Origin of the sequence: Kribbella sp. NPDC050281, from assembly GCF_040655855.1 — a bacterium.
Taxonomy (GTDB): Bacteria; Actinomycetota; Actinomycetes; order Propionibacteriales; family Kribbellaceae; genus Kribbella.
Genome location: NZ_JBFAKS010000011.1, coordinates 1 through 17,946 on the forward strand (window position 1 = coordinate 1; position 17,946 = coordinate 17,946).

Below are 17,946 nucleotides of genomic sequence, written 5' to 3' on the forward strand. Positions count from 1 at the left end.
GATCCGCCCCCCACCCCCCGCCGGGGCCCCCGCCCCCCCCCCGGGGCCGGCGGCCGCATTGCGTAGGGTGCTGGGGTGATCGGTCTGGTGATCTTCGACAACGACGGCGTACTGGTGGACTCCGAGCGGCTGGCCAACTCGATCCTGGCCGAGCTGCTGACCGAGGCCGGGTTGCCCTACACGTTCGAGGAAGCGGTGCGTGACTTCATGGGCGGCAGTATGGCGTCCATGCGGCAGAAGGCCGAGGCGCAGCTCGGACGTCCGCTGCCGGCGGACCTGGAGGACAGGTACCACCAGCGTCTGTTCGACGGGTTCGCCCAGCTGCAGGCGATCGCGGGCGTCGAGGCTGTCCTCGACCACCTCGACGCCGAGGGAATCAGGTACTGCCTGGCGTCGTCGGGCACGCACCGCCGGATCCGTACGGCGCTCACCGCGGTCGGGTTCCTGGACCGGTTCGAGGGCCGGATCTTCAGCGCCGAGGACGTTGCCCACGGCAAGCCCGCGCCTGATCTGTTCCTGCACGCGGCGCAGGAGCTGGGCGTGAAACCGGCCGACTGCGTGGTCGTCGAGGACAGCCCGCTGGGCGTCGCCGCGGCCAACGCGGCCGGCATGAAGGTCTTCGGGTACGCCGGGATGACGGACCCCGTGAAGCTGTCCGCGGCGGACGCGGTTTTCCACGACATGGCCGCCCTTGCCGACCTGATCGACGGCGCCTGAGACACTGGAAGGGCTATGTCTACCCTCCAGTCACTTAGCGGCGACCGCCCGGTCCGCGCCGAGGCGGTCGTTGATCTGGCCGCGATCCGCCACAACGTGGCCACGCTGCGTGCTCGTGCCGACGGCGCGCAGCTGATGACCGTGGTCAAGGCCGACGGCTACGGGCACGGGATGGTCCCGGTCGCCCGGGCCGCTCGCGAGGCCGGTGCCGACTGGATCGGCGCCGCCGTACTCGAGGAGGCGCTCGCGCTGCGCGAGGCCGGCGACACCGGTCCGATCTTCTGCTGGTTGACCACGCCGGGCGAGCCGCTGTCAGACGCGATCGCTGCCGGCATCGACCTGTCCGCCGGCGCGCCCTGGGAGATCGACGAGCTGGCCGCCGGGGTGACCGACCGGCCCGCCCGGGTGCACCTGAAGATCGACACCGGCATGAGCCGCGGCGGCGCCGTACCCGAGGAGTGGCCCGCGCTGATCCGCGCCGCCGTCCGCGAGCAGCAGTCGGGCCGGATCGAAGTGCGGGGCATCTGGTCGCATCTGTCGTCCTCGGACGAGCCGAAGAGCCCGGCGAACGAGGCTCAGCTGGCCACGTTCCAGGAGGCGATCGAGGTCGCCGAGTCGTTCGGCATCGACGCCGAGTTCAAGCACCTGGCGAACTCGGGTGCCACGCTCGCGCTCCCTGAGACCCACTTCAACCTGGTCCGCCCAGGCGTCGCGACGTACGGGCTCTCGCCGTTCGGGCATGCGCTGCCGTCGGCAGAGCTGGGGCTACGCCCGGCGATGACGCTGAAGGCACGGCTCGCGATGGTGAAGCGGGTGCCGGCCGGAGCGGGCGTCTCGTACGGCCTGACCTGGACCGCGCCGCGGCCGTCGACGCTCGGTCTGATTCCGCTCGGGTACGGCGACGGCCTGCCGCGGCACGCGTCCAACGGAGCACCGGTCCTGTCCGGTGGACATCGGCGTACGGTCGTCGGCCGGATCTGCATGGATCAGTGCGTGGTCAACCTCGAGGACGATGAGGCGGCCGCGGGCGACGAGGTCGTGCTGTTCGGCCCCGGGACCAACGGCGAGCCGACGGCGGACGACTGGGCCGACGCCGCGCGGACCATCAACTACGAGATCGTGACCCGGCTGGGCGCCCGGATTCCCCGCCGGTACGTCGACAGTGCTCAAGACCTTCCCCACTCCACCACCCCAGTCGAAAGGTAGACCGGTATGTCCAAAGCAGGACGGACTGCTGGTCTGATCGGGGCCGCGGTCGGAGTGCTCGCCGCGGGAGCGGCAGCCGGCGTTGCCGTCGAGCGGCAAGTGATCGGCCGCCGGTCCAGTCAGCGCGCGCAGCTCGAGGCCGAGCCGTTCGGCTCGATGCGCGGTACTCCACACGTCTTCACGGCCGACGACGGCGTCGAGCTGTACGTCGAGGTCGACGAGCTGAAGCGGTCCCGCCGGCCTGCGCAACCGAAGCGCCGGTTCGGGCGGAAGCTGCCGCTGCCGCCGGAGGACCTGACCGTCATCTTCGCGCACGGCTACGGCCTGAACATGGACTGCTGGCACTTCGAGCGCCGCGACCTGGCCGGCATCGGCACGCTGGTGTTCTACGACCAGCGCTCGCACGGCCGGTCCGGGCGCTCGCCGAAGGAGCACGTCAGCATCGAGCAGCTCGGCCGCGACCTGCACGGGATCATGGAGGAGTTCGCGCCGACCGGTCCGGTGATCCTGATCGGCCACTCGATGGGTGGCATGTCGATCATGGCGCTGGCCGAGCAGCATCCGGAGCTGTTCGCTGACCGGATCATCGGGATCGGGCTGTGCTCGACCAGCGCGGGCGGCCTGGACCAGGTTCCGATCATCGTGCCGGGCAAGCTCGGGATGATGCTCCGCACCCTGGCTACCCCGACGGTGTCGGTGCTGGCGCGGATCCCCGACGTGGTGGAGCGCAGCCGGAAGGCCGGGACGGACATCAGTTACCTGCTGACCCGGAAGTACTCGTTCGGCTCGGAGGTACCGCCGGCATACACCGAGTTCGTCAACGAGATGATCGCGGCGACGCCGATCTCGGTGATCGCGGAGTTCTACCCGATCTTCGCGCTGCACGACAAGTTCGACTCCCTGGAGCCGCTGCAGAAGGTGGAGTGCGTGGTGATCGGTGGCGACCGCGACCACCTGACGCCGTTCGCCCACGCCGAGGAGATCGTCCGGCGGGTACCCGGCGCGGAGCTGGTCGAGGTGAAGAACTGCGGTCACCTGGGCCTGATCGAGCACCACGATGAGTTCACCGCCGCCCTCCTTGGCATGATCGAGCGAGCCGAACAATCCCTGGGACACACATGACCGACCTGCACGTAACGGACGCGACGTCCGACCACGTCGACCAGATCGTTGCGGTGATCCACCACGCGTTCTCCGCGCGGCGGGTGCTCGACCCGCCGTCCACCGCCCTGTCCGAGAACGCGACCACAGTGGCCACGGCCATCGCGCAGTACGGCGGTCTGCTGGTTCGCAGCAACGGTGTTCCGGCCGGCGCGATGCTGTTCGAGGAGACCGAGGACGTGCTGAACCTGCGTCGCGTCTCGGTCGACCCGCGGCACCAGGGTCACGGGGTCGCGTCCGCGATGGTCGGGTGCGCCGAGGAGGTCGCCGTACAGCGGGGGTTGAGTCGGGTCCAGTTGATCGCTCGGGTCGAACTGCCCGACACCGTGGAGTTCTGGCGGCGACGCGGGTACTCGCTGGTCGAGCAGCAGGATCACAACCTGATCCTCGCGAAGGCGATGCCGATCGAGCTGACCGTGCCGACGGCCGACGACATGCGGGCGATCGGCGAAGAGCTCGCGGGCCAGTTGCGCGCGGGCGACGTACTCGTGCTGTCCGGCGACCTCGGCGCGGGCAAGACGACGTTCACTCAAGGTCTCGGTGCGGGACTGAAGGTGCGCGGTGACATCACGTCGCCGACGTTCGTGATCTCGCGGGTGCACCCGTCGCTGGCCGGCGGTCCGGCGCTCGTGCACGTGGACGCGTACCGGCTGGGTGGGATCGCCGAGTTGGACGACCTCGACCTGGACGCGAGCCTCGACGACGCGGTCACGGTGGTCGAGTGGGGTCACGGTTTGGCCGAGTCGCTGGCGCCGGACCGGCTGGACATCGTGGTCACTCGTGGCGACGACGACACTGATGAGACCCGCGAGCTGAGGATCATCCCGGTGGGGCCGCGCTGGGCCGCATCCGGTGTTCGGGTGTCCGTACTGGAGAAGAACTGACATGTTGCTTGCCTTTGACACCTCGAGTGCGGCCGTCACCGTTGCGCTGGCCGATCCGCTGAGCGGTGAGATCGTCGCGTCGTCGACGACCGTCGACGCGTTGCGGCACGGTGAGCTGCTCGCGCCGGCGATCGCCGCGGCGCTGGAGACCGCCGGCTGTACGGCGCGCGACCTGACGCGGATCGCGGTCGGTGTCGGTCCTGGCCCGTTCACCGGACTGCGGGTCGGACTGGTCACTGCCCGGACCATGGCCGACGTACTCGGGATCGAGGTTGCCGGCGTCTGCAGCCTGGACATCCTGGCGCGGCAGTCGTCGCTGACGCTGCCGGTGGCCGTCGCGACCGACGCGCGGCGCAAGGAGATCTACTGGGCTCTGTACGACGGCCCGGCCGCCGACGGAAGTCGGCGTCGCCTGGAAGGGCCGGCGGTGGATCGCCCGGCCGAGGTCGCACACGTGCTGTCGGGTCTCCCGGTGATCGGCCGGGGCGCGGTCCTGTACGGCGAGGCGCTCGGTGTGACGGACGTCGATGTGGCCGAGTACCCGTCGGCCGAGGTGCTTGCGACGGGCGTTGCGACCGGGACCCTCGACGTCGTCGAGCCCGACCCGCTGTATCTGCGCCGGCCCGACGTGACGATGTCCGCCGGGCCGAAGAGCGTGCTGCCGAAGTGAGACCAGCCATTCGACCGGCGACCGCGGACGATCTGCCCGCTCTGGTCGCGTTGGACGAGGTGTGCTTCGGGCCGGACGCCTGGAGTACGGTCTCGTGGACGACCGAGTTCGACCGGCTGTCCGAGGATCGGGTGATCCTGGTCGCGGACGAGGGCGCGGCCGTCGGGTACGTCGTACTCCTGGTGCCACCGGTCACGCTGGACGTGGTCGAGTTGCTGCGGATCGCGGTGACTCCGGCCGAGCGCCGTACCGGGATCGGCGGGCAGTTGATGACGGCGGCGCTGGCGCGCTGCGCCGGCCGGACCGTGTTACTGGAAGTTGCTGCGGGCAATCAATCGGCTGGTGGGCTCTATGAAAGCTTTGGTTTCCAGGAGATCAGCCGGCGGCGCGGGTACTACGCCGGCGGTGAGGATGCGGTGATCATGCGGTGGCGGGAGGAATGGTGATGGCGAACGAGCCCTTCATCCTGGGGATCGAGACGTCGTGCGACGAGACCGGGGTCGGGATCGTCCGCGGGCAGACGCTGCTCGCCGACGCGATCGCGTCCAGTGTCGAGGAGCATGCCCGGTTCGGCGGCGTCGTACCGGAGGTGGCCAGCCGCGCGCACCTGGAGGCGATGGTGCCGACGATCCGGCGTGCCTGTGAGACGGCCGGGATCGAACCGACCGACGTCGACGCCGTCGCGGTCACCAGCGGTCCAGGCCTCGCCGGTGCGCTACTGGTCGGAGTGGCCGCGGCCAAAGGGCTCGCGCTGTCGCTCGACAAACCGCTGTACGGCGTGAACCACCTCGCGGCGCATGTCGCCGTCGACACCTTGGAGCATGGCGATCTGCCCAAGGGCTGTGTCGCCATGCTGGTGTCGGGCGGGCACTCGTCGTTGCTCGCGGTCGAGGACATCACCGAGGGCGTGCTGCCGATGGGGAGCACCATCGACGACGCCGCGGGCGAGGCCTTCGACAAGGTCGCGCGGGTACTGGGTCTGCCGTTCCCGGGTGGTCCATATGTCGACAAGGCGGCACGGGACGGTGGCGACCGGCTCTACGTCACGTTCCCGCGTGGGCTGACGTCGCAGCGCGACCTCGAGCGGCACCGGTTCGATTTCTCCTTCTCCGGTTTGAAGACCGCGGTCGCGCGCTGGGTCGAGGCGCGGCGTCGCGACGGTGAGGACGTGCCGGTGAACCATGTCGCCGCGGCCTTCCAGGAGGCGGTCTGCGACGTACTGACCCGCAAGGCGATCGACGCGTGCAAGGACCGCGGCTTCGAGCACCTGTTGATCGGTGGCGGTGTCGCGGCGAACTCACGGCTGCGCGTGATGGCCGAAGAGCGGTGCTCGGCGGCAGGCATCGCCGTACGGGTGCCGCGGCCGGGGTTGTGCACCGACAACGGCGCGATGGTGGCAGCGCTCGGCTCGGAGCTGGTCCGGGCCGGGAAGTCGCCGTCGTCGTTGGGGTTGCCGGCCGACTCGTCGATGCCGATCACCGAGGTGCTGAACAAATGAAGTGGACACACCCGCACGGGTTCGAGGCCGACGACGACACGTCCCGGATCGACGTCGACGTGGTGCACGGCTTCCTGAGTACGTCGTACTGGGCGCCAGGGATCCCGCGGGAGGTCGTGGCGCGGTCGATCGCGGGGTCGCTGAACGTCGGAGTGTTCACGGCGGACGGGGCGATGGTCGCGTTCGCTCGCGCGGTGACGGACCGGGCGACGTTCGCATGGATCGCGGATGTGTTCGTGGTGCCTGAGCAGCGCGGGCATGGGCTGGGGAAGTTCGTCGTGGCCACGCTGCTCGACCATCCCGAGTTGCAGGGTGTACGTCGCGTCATGCTCGGGACCGAGGACGCGCACGAGCTCTACCGGCGGCACGGTTTCACCGAGCTCGCCGCCGACGGCCGCATGATGGGCATCCGTCGGGACCCCGCAGACATCTACGGCCGCCCATGAGTGGTCCTGCTGTGGATTTGGTCTGGCATCCTGCCGGGGCGACGGATCTGGTGCTGCTGGCTCATGGCGGGCAGGAGAATTCGACCGCGGTTCCTCATCTGTGGCGGGCGCCGATCCTGCGGATGTGGCCGTTCGCTCTCGCCGCCCGATCGGCTGTTCCCACGGCTGCGGTCGGCATGCTGCGCTATCGGTATCGCGGGTGGAACGGGTCCGCCGCCGACTCTGCCGTTGATCTCCGGGCGGTCCTCGACGAGCTGCCACCGGTGATCCGGCGGGTGGTGCTGATCGGGCACTCGATGGGTGGCCGGGCGGTCGTGGCCGCAGGCAATCATTCTCGGGTGGCCGGCGTACTGGGCTTGGCTCCTTGGCTGCCCGAGGGCGAGCCGCTGACCGCGCTGCGTCCGCCGGTGACGTTCGCCCATGGCACGGACGACACGATGACCGATCCGCGCGCGACCGCCGCGTACGCCGAGCGCCTTCGCGCAGCCGGCAGTCCGGTCACGATGTATGCGCTCGCCGGGGAGGGCCACGCCATGCTCCGTCGGCCGACCGACTGGAACACCGTGGTCGCCAACTTCACCACCACTGCCCTGAACGCCACAGCACCGGCCCTCGGCACGGACGGCCCGCGCATTGAGTCACTCCCGCAGTACGGTCCGAAGGCGTTGTTGCCGATCGCGGTCGGGTCGATTGCGGTGGCACGCTTCCGGCTGCCGGTCGTGGAACGGTTCGAAGTGCACTGCAGTGCGGGGAAGAGCACGGCAGCGGGCAGAGACCTGGGGTGACTTCGCCGCCTGCTCCCCAGGTGAACGGTCAGCGGCCAACCGGTTCTGCCACCTACCCTGCCGAACCCAGGTGAACGCCCGACTGCACCCGCATGACACTCAGTCGACGTCCGCCTCCTCAGACCGGACGTCGCCCGTTTAGTGGCGGATCCCCGGGGAGTGCAGCAGCAGACGCAGCACCTCGCCTACCGGCAGGTCGCCCGGGGACCCGCTCGCGAGATCGATCATATGTTCGAATGCACTCACTACGCAAGTCCGGCGCGAAGGGAGTTCACAGCATGCCAGCCAGCAAGGACAGACTCCGATGGGAAGGCCTCCCGGAGCCCGTGCGTGCGCTGATCGAGGAGCTTGCCGGCGGCCGAGTCGCGTCCGCAAAGAACTGCGCCGGCGGCTACTCGCCCGGACTGGCGTCCCAGCTCGACCTGGTCGATGGACGGCGTGTGTTCGCGAAGGCGATCTCCAGCGAGGACTGGCCGATCGAGTACGCGATGTACGTCGACGAGGCGCGCATCACGACGCGACTCCCGTCCGGTGTGTCCGCGCCCCGTCTCATCGGCACAGCGTCGTACGGCGCCTATCTGGTTCTCGTCTTCACCTACGTCGACGGTCGCGAACCGCAGTATCCGTGGCGACCGGACGAGCTGGAGCGGGTCCTGGAGGCGATCACCGCACACCCGGCGCCGGACGGTCTGCCCACTGACTTCCCGCGACTCGGCGGCTGGCGCGAGGCGCGCGACGTACCCGGCTGGGATCGTGCTCACCTGATCGCCCTGGAGGACCGTGGCCTGGAGGTTGTCCAGGGCAACGAACTCGTGCACGGCGATCTCTACCCGCACAACATCCTGCTCGGCGCCGAGCAGGTGTACTTCGTCGACTGGCCGCACGCCCGCCGCGGATCGGCGTCCCTCGACGTGATCGCTCTCCTGTCCACCGCCGCCTGGCACGGCCTCGATCCCGAGCCGTACGCCGCCAATCATCCGCTGACCGCCCGGCTCGACCCTGACGACCTCACTGCCGTTCTGGCCGCCCACGCCGGCTTCTGCATGAAGGGCGCCGGCCCTGGCCCGATCGGCGAGTACAAGCAGGGCCTGGGCCTGGCAGCGCTCGAATGGCTCAGGGCTCGATCTTGACCCGGCGGCAGGAGTAGGCGACGGCGTCGCGACCGATGCGCGTGATGATCAGCGTGGCGGACTCCGAGCCCTTCGGAGCGAGCTTCTTCCGGAGCTGGGCCGGGTCGACGTCCACCCCGCGCTTCTTGATCTCGAGCGTGCCGATGCCCTGCGTGCGGACCCAGGATCGCAGTGCCTTCTCCTTGTACGGCAGCTCCTCCACCACCTCGTACGCCGACGCGAGCGGGGTCGGCACGAGCTTCGGTGCGGTGACGTACGCGATCCGCGGATCCAGCAGCCACCCGTCAACCGCGGCGGCCACCGCGGTCACCAGACCGGCCCGCACAACGGCACCATCCGGCTCATAGATGTACCGCTCGACCGGACCGCTCTCAGCCTCGGGCGCATCCGCCACACTCACGCCACTGGGCAGCAACGTCGCCCGCCGCGGGGTGCCGGTGTACAGCGCCCCGGACCAGAGCGCGGCCTCCTTCACGTCACCGGCGTCGGAGATCCACTCCGCCTCGACGCCCTCGGGTACGGCGTCGTGCGGGATGCCAGGCGCGACCTTCACGCAGGCAGTGCGCTGCAAGAGCTCGGTGACAAAGGTCCACGGCGGTGAGTAGGCATTGTGGTCGAACACGCGCCGACCATCAGCGCGTCGAGCGGGGTCCGCGAACACCACGTCGTACGGCGTGAGCTCGGTGGACTCGGCGTCGCCGACCATGACCTCACCGGGCAGACCGAGGGCGGCCAGGTTGGCGCGGGCTGTAGCTGCGGTCTCCGGGTCACGTTCGACGCCGGTGACCCGTAGACCGGCGCGGGCCGCACTGATCAGGTCGCCACCGATCCCGCAGCCCAGGTCGACCACACTGCTGCCCGGCAAGGCCGCTGCGATGCGTGCGGCCCGGTGCGTGCCGACCGTGGTCCTGGTGGCCTGCTCCAGACCGTCCGGGGTGAAGTACATCCGGGCCGCATCCGCTCCGAACTTGGCGACGGCCCGGTGCCGCAGCGATGCCTGAGTGACCGCGATCGTCACAAGCGTCGCGTCGTACCTGCGCCGCAGCCTCTCGACCAGCTGCAGCTCCTTGCCGGGCTGGTACGCCGCACAGGCCTCAGCGAGTACCTCGGTGCCCGACCCGTCCAGCAACGCGGTGACAGTCACCCCGCAACTTTAGAGCGGGCTCGAGCAGCTCCTGCTCCAGCTGTTGGTGGCAGAGGAGTAGAGGCGCCAGTTCATGGCCGCGCGGGTCTTGGGGCCGTAGATGCCGTCCACCACGAGCTTGTGCTTGCGCTGCACCGTCTTGACCACTGCACGGGTGTTGCTGCCGTAGATGCCGTCGACTGCGAGGTGAGTGCCGTAGCAGAAGTTCAGGTTGCGCTGCAGGACCTGGATGGCGGTGTCGGGGTCGCCGTACACGGTGGAGCCGCGATTCGGGTCGTCGCCGTACATGAGGTTGCAGGTGGTGCTCTTGCTCGCGTAGATCGACGGCATCGGGATGCCCCAGCTGCTGTTGACCGGCACCAGGATGGCCGCGCGGCACTGTGGCAGTGCGGCCGCGGCCTTGGTCTCTGCCTCGGCGGACGTGCGGGTCGCGTCGGTCGACTGATCGGCCGGAGCCTGCTCCGCCGGCTGATCTGCGGCGGGAGCTCCAACGCTCGGGGTGGCCGGCTGGTCCTTCGACACTCCGGCGGCGACCGCTCCGGCGGCCACTGCGACCACTGCGGCAAGGACCGCTATCGTGCGCCCGGACAGCTTGGGTAGAGACGGGAAGCTGATGGCCATGGTCGCTCCTCGGACCCGGTGGGAAGCCCTCCTGTGGAAACGGTCGCACGGCGACGGGGGTCAGGCCCAGCGTTCGGCCACGATCCGTACCCGGCCGGTCACAGACTCCGCCGACAGAGGAAGTCTGGCACTCGAGTTGACCGAGTGCTAATCGCGGCCTAGATTCGGTGTTGGCACTCTCCACCCGAGGGTGCCAGCGGTCCGGCCTCTGACCCCCGCGACGGCAGGGGAGCGCGACCACCCTGAACTGCAGACAAGCAAATCGACCGTGGAGGTCAGCAAGTGTCGGTCACGATCAAGCCGCTCGAGGACCGCGTCCTCGTCGCGCCGCTCGAAGCCGAGCAGACCACGAAGTCCGGCCTGGTGATCCCGGACACCGCCAAGGAGAAGCCCCAGGAGGGCGAGATCCTCGCCGTCGGCCCCGGCCGCATCGACGACAACGGCAACCGCGTCCCGCTGGACGTCGCCGTCGGCGACAAGGTCATCTACTCCAAGTACGGCGGCACCGAGGTCAAGTACGACGGCCAGGACTACCTGATCCTGGGCGCCCGCGACATCCTCGCAGTCGTCAGCAAGTGACGGCCGCTCGCTGTTCCTGACTGACACCGCCCTGGTGCCCTCCCGGCGCCGGGGCGGAGTCGGTCCGGGGCAGCGAGCTCGGAACTGCTGTTACGAAGCGCGAATTTCAGAGAGGGACTGGATTTTTCATGCCGAAGATCCTCGAGTTCGACGAGAACGCTCGGCGCGCGCTGGAGCGCGGCGTCGACAAGCTCGCGAACACGGTGAAGGTGACGCTGGGGCCGAAGGGCCGCTACGTCGTCCTGGACAAGAAGTGGGGCGCCCCGACCATCACCAACGACGGTGTCACCGTCGCCCGTGAGGTCGAGCTGGACGACCCGTTCGAGAACCTTGGTGCGCAGTTGGCCAAGGAGGTCGCCACCAAGACCAACGACATCGCCGGTGACGGCACCACCACCGCGACGGTGCTGGCGCAGGCACTGGTGCACGAGGGCCTGCGGGCCGTCGCGGCCGGGGTCAACCCGATGGGCCTGAAGAAGGGCATCGAGGCGGCCGTCGAGGCCGTGTCGGCCAAGCTGATCGAGACTGCGCGGCCGGTCGACGACAAGGGCGACATGGCCCACGTCGCCACCATCTCCGCCCGGGACGCCGAGATCGGCGCCCTGATCGCGGACGCGTTCGACAAGGTCGGCAAGGACGGTGTGATCACCGTCGAGGAGTCGAACACCTTCGGGACCGAGCTCGAGTTCACCGAGGGCATGCAGTTCGACAAGGGCTTCATCTCGCCGTACTTCATCACCGACGCCGAGGCCGGCGAAGCGGTGCTGGAGGACCCGTACATCCTGATCCACCAGGGCAAGGTCTCCGCGATCGCGGACCTGCTGCCGCTGCTGGAGAAGGTCGTGCAGTCCGGCAAGACCCTGCTGATCATCGCCGAGGACGTCGAGGCCGAGGCCCTGTCCACCCTCGTGGTGAACAAGATCCGCGGCAACTTCACCTCCGTCGCCGTCAAGGCGCCGGGCTTCGGTGACCGCCGCAAGGCGATGCTGGAGGACCTGGCCGCGCTGACCGGCGCGCAGGTCGTTGCTCCGGAGGTCGGGCTGAAGCTGGACCAGGTCGGTCTGGAGGTGCTCGGTTCGGCGCGCCGGATCGTGGTCTCCAAGGACAACACCACGGTGGTCGACGGCGCCGGCAAGTCCGACGACATCGACGGCCGGGTGAACCAGATCAAGGCCGAGATCGAGCGCACCGACTCCGACTGGGACCGCGAGAAGCTGCAGGAGCGGCTGGCCAAGCTGGCCGGTGGCGTCTGCGTGATCAAGGTCGGCGCGGCCACCGAGGTCGAGCTGAAGGAGAAGAAGCACCGGATCGAGGACGCCGTGTCCGCGACCCGGGCCGCGATCGAGGAGGGCATCGTCGCCGGCGGCGGCTCCGCCCTCGTGCACGCGGCTGCCGTCCTGGACAAGGGTCTGGACCTCGAGGGTGACGAGCTCGCCGGTGTCCGGATCGTCCGCAAGGCGATCGTCGAGCCGCTGCGCTGGATCGCCGAGAACGGCGGCTACGAGGGCTACGTCGTGACCGCCAAGGTCGCGGAGCTGGAGGTCGGCAGCGGCTTCAACGCCGCCACCGGCGAGTACGGCGACCTGCTGGCCCAGGGTGTGCTGGACCCGGTCAAGGTGACCCGGTCCGCGCTCGCCAACGCCGGCTCGATCGCCGCACTGCTGCTCACCACCGAGACCCTCGTGGTCGACAAGCCCGAGGAAGAGGAGCCCGCCGCAGCCGGTCACGGCCACGGTCACGGTCACTGATCCTCAGGTAGTAGTTCCACAGCACCGCCCCGGCAGTCCTGCCGGGGCGGTGTTCTGTTGGGATGGGCTTGTGACGCTGATCAGAGAACGTGGCGAGCAGGACCTGGACATCTGCGTCCGGCTGTTGCGGGATGTGCATGAGGTGGCTGGGTACCCGGTGAACTGGCCGGCGGATGCGCGGAAGTGGTTGACGCCGGAGGACGGGCTCGGGTGCTGGGTGGCTGTCAGCGACGGGCGCGTGGTGGGGCACGTGGCGCTGACCGCCAACGGGCCTGACGGCGTGTCCGTGGAGCGGTTGTTCGTGGATCCGAAGGCGACCCGCGCGGGGATCGGACGGCAGTTGCTGGACCATTCGGTGAAGACGGCGGCGGAGCTCAGGCGGAAGCTGTCCTTGGAGGTCGTGGACAATCGCGGTCCGGCCGAGCGGCTGTATCGGCGGGCCGGATGGCTGGAGACCGGCCGCACCCCGATCGACTGGGGTGGCGACCAGGCCTGCGAGCTCATCCACTTCGACGCCCCCAGCTAAGGGACGAGGATCGCGCGACGATCGCGCAGTACAGGATCCGTACGGGCCAGTAGTGACAGATCGTGACCAGAATCTGGTTGTGATCACGAATTGCCACTAGGCAAGGGAAGGTGAGAGCCGTACCATCTGTCAGGCTGACCGGTCCGACACGAGGGGGGCGAGGGTGACCGAGGTCCAAGTACCACACACCCACGACCGGGTCGAGCTTCGAGATCTTGCCGCACGCGCGAGCGAAGGCGATCGGACAGCTCTGAACGACCTGCTCACCAGGGTGCGTGCCGTGGCCCACCGCTATGTGCGGTCGAGGCTGTGGACCTATCCGGGCGGCGCCGACATGGTCGACGACGTCGCGCAGGAGGTTTGTGTCGCGGTGTTCGGCGCACTCGGCCGGTACCGCGACGAGGGGAGGCCCTTCGAGGCTTTCGTCTACGGCATCGCGGCCCGCAAGGTCGCCGATGCCCAGCGCGCGTTCGCGGTGGCCGACGTTTCGACGCCGGACCTGCCGGACGGCGCGGACGAGTCACCGACGCCGGAGGAGCACGCGGTCCGGCATTCGGAGGTCCAGCACATCATGGGGCTGCTGGACAAGTTGCCGGAGAAGCTGCGGGAGATCCTGCGGCTCCGGGTGGTAGCGGGGATGTCAGCCGAGGAGACCGGCCGGGCACTGGGGATGACACCGGGGGCGGTGAGGGTCGCACAACATCGAGCGCTGAACACGCTCAGGGGGTTTGTGGGGCATGAGGCACAGCTGGAACGAGGAGCAGGGGAGGGGCATCATGGCTGACCGTTTCGATCTCGACGCGATCGACGCTGATGACGCACTGCTCGATCTGCTGGCCGCTGGTGGGGAGACCGCGCTCGGCGCGGGAGAGCACGACCCGGCCGTCAAGCTGCTGGCCGAGCTACGGCTCGCGGTGGAGGTGGAGGACGAACTGCCGGTCGAGACGATCGACGACCCGGAGAGCTTCCTGGCGCGCTGCGCGGCTCTGAACCCGGTGACGGACCCGTTCGCCCGCAAGGTGGCGGCCCGCGGTCTGGCACTCGGTGTCGCCGCCGTGGCCGCGCTGTCGGTCTCCGGAGTGGCCGCCGCGGTCACCGGCGACCCGTTGTCGCCGTACGAGAAGGTCATCGAGAAGATGGTCGACGCGGTCCGCCCGCAGACCAGCTTCCCGAAGGAACAGCTCGACGGTATGCCGGTGGTCGACAAGACCAAGATCGTCAAGGTCGCCAAGGACTACCAGAAGAAGCAGGAAGAGAAGGCCGCCGAGGAGAAGGCGAAGTCCGACGAGACCGTCGCGGCCGACCAGCTCCCGCAGGCGACCACCGACGTGAACCCGCCGCTGGCCCGGCCGCTCCCGAAGGAGCTGCCGAGCATCATCCAGCAGCCGGTGGTGCCGCCGGCGACGCAGACGACCCAGCCGCCGGACCAGACGGGCAACGGCAACGGCCAGACCGACGAGCCGGGCTCCGCCCCGACGGATCCGCCCACGTCGGACCCGACCACGGATCCGACCCAGGACCCGACGACGGACCCGACTGCGCCGCCGACGGACCCGACGACGCCGCCGCCGACCACGGAGCCGACCGACCCGCCGTCGACCCCGCCGGACAACGGCGAGACCGGGACGGACAGCGGCGACACGACGACGCCGCCGAGTACGGCGCCGAGCGGCGACACCGGCACGGGCACGGGCGACTCGAGCACCGGCGACGCCGGGTCGGACAGCGGCAGCCAGACGGTCCCGGGCGACACGAACCCGGCGCCCGAGCAGCCTGGTGACGAGCAGAAGCCAAGCACCGACCAGCCTGGCGACGACGCGCCCGGTGAGAACCAGGAGCCTGCGGGCGGCGCCTTGACCGACCTGCTGGAGAAGGTCCTGCCGGTGCTGCCGACCCCGACCGGGGTTGTGGCCGAGCTGAAGAGTGCCGAGACGTTCTTCAGCGCCACTACGGACGCGAAGCACTCCAGCGGCGAGGTCTCGAGCGGATCCGTGAAGGAGACCTACGCCAAGGGCAAGCACTCCACCGGCCAGTACGCCGAGGGCAAGCACGCCGCCATCGAGCGCACCCACGGCTCGCTGGAGGACCAGACCGTCCTGCAGATCCTGGGCGTGGTCAACACGCGGACGAGCTGACCCGCACACCACCCGCCGCCGGTCCGCGGCGGGTGGTGCGACCGGGCAGTTCGGGGGACTCGTGCGGCGCGGCTAGGATGGGGTTCCGATCTCGCCGTGCAAAGGTGCCTGTTTCCCCCATGGACATCACACCCGCTGGAGTTCCCGACAAGTTCGCCGTCCTCGGCCTCACCTTCGACGATGTGCTGCTGCAGCCCAACGAGTCCGACGTCATCCCGTCCGAGGCGAGCACCCGGTCCCGGGTCAGCCGCAACATCGAGGTGAACATCCCGCTGCTGTCCAGCGCGATGGACACCGTCACCGAGGCGCGGATGGCGATCGCCATGGCCCGCCAGGGCGGCCTCGGTGTCCTGCATCGCAACCTCTCGATCGAGGACCAGGCCCAGCAGGTCGACCTGGTCAAGCGCTCCGAATCCGGCATGATCGCGCAGCCGATCACCATCGGCCCCGGCGCCAGCATCGGCGAGGCCGACGCGCTCTGCGCGCAGTACCGGATCTCCGGCGTCCCGGTGGTCGACAACGCCGGCGTACTCGTCGGCATCGTGACGAACCGCGACATGCGGTTCGAGAACGACCTGTCCCGGCCGGTGCACGAAGTGATGACCAAGCAGCCGCTGATCACCGGCAGGCAGGGCATCTCCGCCGACGACGCGATGGCGCTGCTCAGCAAGCACAAGGTGGAGAAGCTGCCGCTGGTCGACGACGCCGGCAAGCTGACCGGCCTGATCACGCTGAAGGACTTCGTCAAGCGCGACAAGTTCCCGCTGTCCACCAAGGACGATTCGGGCCGGCTGCGGGTCGGTGGAGCGATCGGCTTCTTCGGTGAGGCCTACAAGCGGGCGATGACGCTCGTCGAGGCCGGCGTCGACGTGCTCGTCGTGGACACCGCGCACGGTCACTCCCAGGCCCAGTTGGAGATCATCCGCAAACTCAAGGCCGACCCGGCCACCCGCGGCGTCGACGTCGTCGGCGGCAACGTCGGGACCCGGGCCGGCGCCCAGGCGCTGGTCGACGCGGGCGCGGACGGCGTCAAGGTCGGCGTCGGACCGGGGTCGATCTGTACGACGCGGGTCGTGTCCGGCGTCGGCGTACCGCAGGTCACCGCGATCTACGAGGCATCGCTGGCGTGCAAGCCGGCCGGCGTACCGGTGATCGGGGACGGCGGCCTGCAGTACTCCGGTGACATCGCCAAGGCGCTGGTCGCCGGCGCGGACACCGTGATGCTGGGTTCGCTGCTGGCCGGCTGCGAGGAGTCCCCGGGCGACCTGGTCTTCATCAACGGCAAGCAGTTCAAGGCGTACCGCGGGATGGGTTCGCTCGGCGCGATGCAGTCCGGCGGCCTGCGCAAGTCGTACTCCAAGGACCGCTATTTCCAGAGCGACGTCGGCAGCGACGAGAAGCTGATCGCCGAGGGAGTCGAGGGCCAGGTCCCGTACCGCGGCCCGCTCGCGGCCGTCGCCCACCAGCTCGTCGGCGGCCTGCGCCAGTCGATGTGGTACTGCGGCTCCCGCACCGTCCCCGAGCTCCAGGAGAAAGGCCGCTTCGTCCGCATCACCTCAGCCGGCCTCCAGGAGTCCCACCCCCACGACATCCAAATGACCGTCGAAGCCCCCAACTACTCGGGCCACTGACCAACCCCGAACAGCCCCGCACAAACCGTGCGGGGCTGTTCTGCGTCCTCTGACCCTCCAGTCAGTTATGGTCCGGTGACTTTGCGTACCGGCTGGCCGTCGCGGTGGGCGTGTACGCATGCGGTGCCTGGGCGTCGGGCTCCTGCTCCGGGGGAGACGTTGGGCCAAGCCGTTCGGTCTACTTCCGATCGGCGTCGCGTGCGGTCTGCACACCCTGCACAACTACGTGGCGGTCAACTCGAAGTCGTCGGCCGAGCCCTTCAACAGCGCGCTGGAGAACGTGCTCTGGCTGGTGCCTCTTACCGGTCTCGCGATCGCGATCGCCCTCGACCTGAGGACGTTGCACCGGGCCAAGTCTCTCGTCCCCGGAGTACTGCTTCCGAGTGGGCAGTCCCTCTTCCGTTTCAGCCTGACGGCCCTGCCGTGGACTGCGTGGATCGTCCTTCGATTCATCCTCGTACGCCGATCGCTGTGGTTCCTCGCCGCTCGAACCACCCCGGCTACGGCCGAACCGCTTCGCGCTGTCGTCGGCGAACTCGTCACCGAGATGCAGGCGGCAGGGAATCGCCAGGCATGGCGCGGTCTCCGCGTCCGACAGACCCTCGTCGCGGCCATCGGTTGGAAGCGCAGGGTGCTGCTCGGGATCGTGTGGTTGGCCCTGATGGTCCCGGCCCTGCTCCTCGCGATCGTCGGGTCCTTCCCGTCCCGGGCAGGTCTCCAGCAGTCGCTCAGCACCGGCCTTGGCGCGAAGCTCATGCTCGGGTCCGCCGTCGCAGCCCTCTTATGGATCCTCTGGCGCGTCATCGCGGGCATCGTCGAAGTACGCCGTACCGCCAGGTCACCCCTTGGCGATCTGATGGCTGCGGCCCGCCTCCGCGTCCTGGTTGCACTGGGCGCACTCTCCATCGGCACCATCATCCTCTACCTCCCCTCACCGGTACCGAACTCGACGACCACTTCGCCCTCAACGCCCATCTCCTGGACGCCCTGGACGACGTACTCCTGATCGTCGGCTTCACCCTGACCGTCCTGGCCCTCTTCGCGCTCTTCCCACCTGGCGCCCTG

The 17,946-nt window shown here is 69.3% G+C and carries 19 protein-coding genes; 17 read left to right on the forward strand and 2 right to left on the reverse strand.

Annotation, left to right across the window (positions count from 1 at the left end; translation table 11 throughout):
* The first annotated feature begins 75 nt into the window (after nt 1-75).
* The 10 genes from AB0I34_RS13900 (at nt 76) to AB0I34_RS13945 (ending at nt 8,497) form a co-directional block, all read left to right on the forward strand.
* A complete protein-coding gene (locus tag AB0I34_RS13900; protein ID WP_360444677.1) occupies nt 76-717 on the forward strand; it encodes an HAD family phosphatase in 642 nt (213 codons plus the stop codon).
* 15 nt (nt 718-732) lie between these two features.
* Nucleotides 733-1,923: an alanine racemase gene (gene alr, locus AB0I34_RS13905; RefSeq protein WP_360444680.1), complete on the forward strand. Its 1,191-nt coding sequence runs from the start codon at nt 733-735 to the stop codon at nt 1,921-1,923.
* Between the two features lie 6 nt (nt 1,924-1,929).
* Complete coding sequence (locus AB0I34_RS13910) at nt 1,930-3,045, forward strand: alpha/beta hydrolase (protein ID WP_360444683.1); 1,116 nt, start codon at nt 1,930-1,932, stop codon at nt 3,043-3,045.
* Nucleotides 3,042-3,968, forward strand: a complete 927-nt coding sequence (gene tsaE / locus AB0I34_RS13915; RefSeq protein ID WP_360444686.1) for a tRNA (adenosine(37)-N6)-threonylcarbamoyltransferase complex ATPase subunit type 1 TsaE — start codon at nt 3,042-3,044, stop codon at nt 3,966-3,968. Before AB0I34_RS13910 ends, tsaE begins: the two co-directional genes overlap by 4 nt.
* 1 nt (nt 3,969) lies before the next feature.
* Entirely contained in the window at nt 3,970-4,638 is a 669-nt protein-coding gene (tsaB, locus tag AB0I34_RS13920) for a tRNA (adenosine(37)-N6)-threonylcarbamoyltransferase complex dimerization subunit type 1 TsaB (protein ID WP_360444689.1), read from the forward strand.
* Nucleotides 4,635-5,084 carry a GNAT family N-acetyltransferase gene (locus tag AB0I34_RS13925; protein ID WP_360444692.1) on the forward strand — a complete coding sequence of 150 codons (450 nt, stop codon included), beginning with the start codon at nt 4,635-4,637 and terminating at the stop codon, nt 5,082-5,084. The genes tsaB and AB0I34_RS13925 overlap by 4 nt, the downstream gene beginning before the upstream one ends.
* Entirely contained in the window at nt 5,084-6,136 is a 1,053-nt protein-coding gene (gene tsaD / locus AB0I34_RS13930; protein ID WP_360444695.1) for a tRNA (adenosine(37)-N6)-threonylcarbamoyltransferase complex transferase subunit TsaD, read from the forward strand. The genes AB0I34_RS13925 and tsaD overlap by 1 nt, the downstream gene beginning before the upstream one ends.
* Nucleotides 6,133-6,582 (forward strand): GNAT family N-acetyltransferase, encoded by a 450-nt coding sequence (locus AB0I34_RS13935; RefSeq protein ID WP_360444698.1) that lies wholly within the window; start codon nt 6,133-6,135, stop codon nt 6,580-6,582. The genes tsaD and AB0I34_RS13935 overlap by 4 nt, the downstream gene beginning before the upstream one ends.
* 11 nt (nt 6,583-6,593) lie before the next feature.
* Nucleotides 6,594-7,367 (forward strand): alpha/beta fold hydrolase, encoded by a 774-nt coding sequence (locus AB0I34_RS13940; protein WP_360444701.1) that lies wholly within the window; start codon nt 6,594-6,596, stop codon nt 7,365-7,367.
* A 278-nt stretch (nt 7,368-7,645) separates the two neighbouring features.
* Nucleotides 7,646-8,497: a phosphotransferase gene (locus AB0I34_RS13945; RefSeq protein ID WP_360444704.1), complete on the forward strand. Its 852-nt coding sequence runs from the start codon at nt 7,646-7,648 to the stop codon at nt 8,495-8,497.
* Here the strand turns inward: AB0I34_RS13945 and AB0I34_RS13950 are convergent.
* Entirely contained in the window at nt 8,481-9,641 is a 1,161-nt protein-coding gene (locus tag AB0I34_RS13950; RefSeq protein ID WP_360444707.1) for a class I SAM-dependent methyltransferase, read from the reverse strand. The genes AB0I34_RS13945 and AB0I34_RS13950 overlap by 17 nt on opposite strands.
* Before the next feature lie 9 nt (nt 9,642-9,650).
* A complete protein-coding gene (locus tag AB0I34_RS13955) occupies nt 9,651-10,262 on the reverse strand; it encodes a peptidoglycan-binding domain-containing protein (protein WP_360444710.1) in 612 nt (203 codons plus the stop codon).
* A 282-nt stretch (nt 10,263-10,544) separates the two neighbouring features.
* Here AB0I34_RS13955 and groES point away from each other — a divergent pair, with 282 nt between their 5' ends.
* From groES to AB0I34_RS13990, 7 genes are all read left to right on the forward strand, one after another.
* Nucleotides 10,545-10,841, forward strand: coding sequence for a co-chaperone GroES (gene groES / locus AB0I34_RS13960; RefSeq protein ID WP_130384566.1), 297 nt, complete (start codon nt 10,545-10,547; stop codon nt 10,839-10,841).
* Nucleotides 10,842-10,969: 128 nt separating this feature from the next.
* Nucleotides 10,970-12,589 (forward strand): chaperonin GroEL, encoded by a 1,620-nt coding sequence (groL, locus tag AB0I34_RS13965; RefSeq protein WP_360444713.1) that lies wholly within the window; start codon nt 10,970-10,972, stop codon nt 12,587-12,589.
* A gap of 70 nt (nt 12,590-12,659) precedes the next feature.
* Nucleotides 12,660-13,115 carry a GNAT family N-acetyltransferase gene (locus AB0I34_RS13970; RefSeq protein WP_360444716.1) on the forward strand — a complete coding sequence of 152 codons (456 nt, stop codon included), beginning with the start codon at nt 12,660-12,662 and terminating at the stop codon, nt 13,113-13,115.
* A 163-nt stretch (nt 13,116-13,278) separates the two neighbouring features.
* Nucleotides 13,279-13,899, forward strand: a complete 621-nt coding sequence (gene shbA, locus AB0I34_RS13975) for an RNA polymerase sigma factor ShbA (RefSeq protein WP_131360831.1) — start codon at nt 13,279-13,281, stop codon at nt 13,897-13,899.
* On the forward strand, nt 13,892-15,250 hold the full coding sequence (locus tag AB0I34_RS13980; RefSeq protein WP_360444720.1) for a hypothetical protein: 1,359 nt from the start codon (nt 13,892-13,894) through the stop codon (nt 15,248-15,250). Before shbA ends, AB0I34_RS13980 begins: the two co-directional genes overlap by 8 nt.
* A 119-nt stretch (nt 15,251-15,369) precedes the next feature.
* Nucleotides 15,370-16,881: an IMP dehydrogenase gene (gene guaB / locus AB0I34_RS13985; protein ID WP_360444723.1), complete on the forward strand. Its 1,512-nt coding sequence runs from the start codon at nt 15,370-15,372 to the stop codon at nt 16,879-16,881.
* A gap of 118 nt (nt 16,882-16,999) precedes the next feature.
* Nucleotides 17,000-17,887 carry a hypothetical protein gene (locus tag AB0I34_RS13990; protein ID WP_360444726.1) on the forward strand — a complete coding sequence of 296 codons (888 nt, stop codon included), beginning with the start codon at nt 17,000-17,002 and terminating at the stop codon, nt 17,885-17,887.
* The last annotated feature ends 59 nt before the right edge of the window (nt 17,888-17,946 follow it).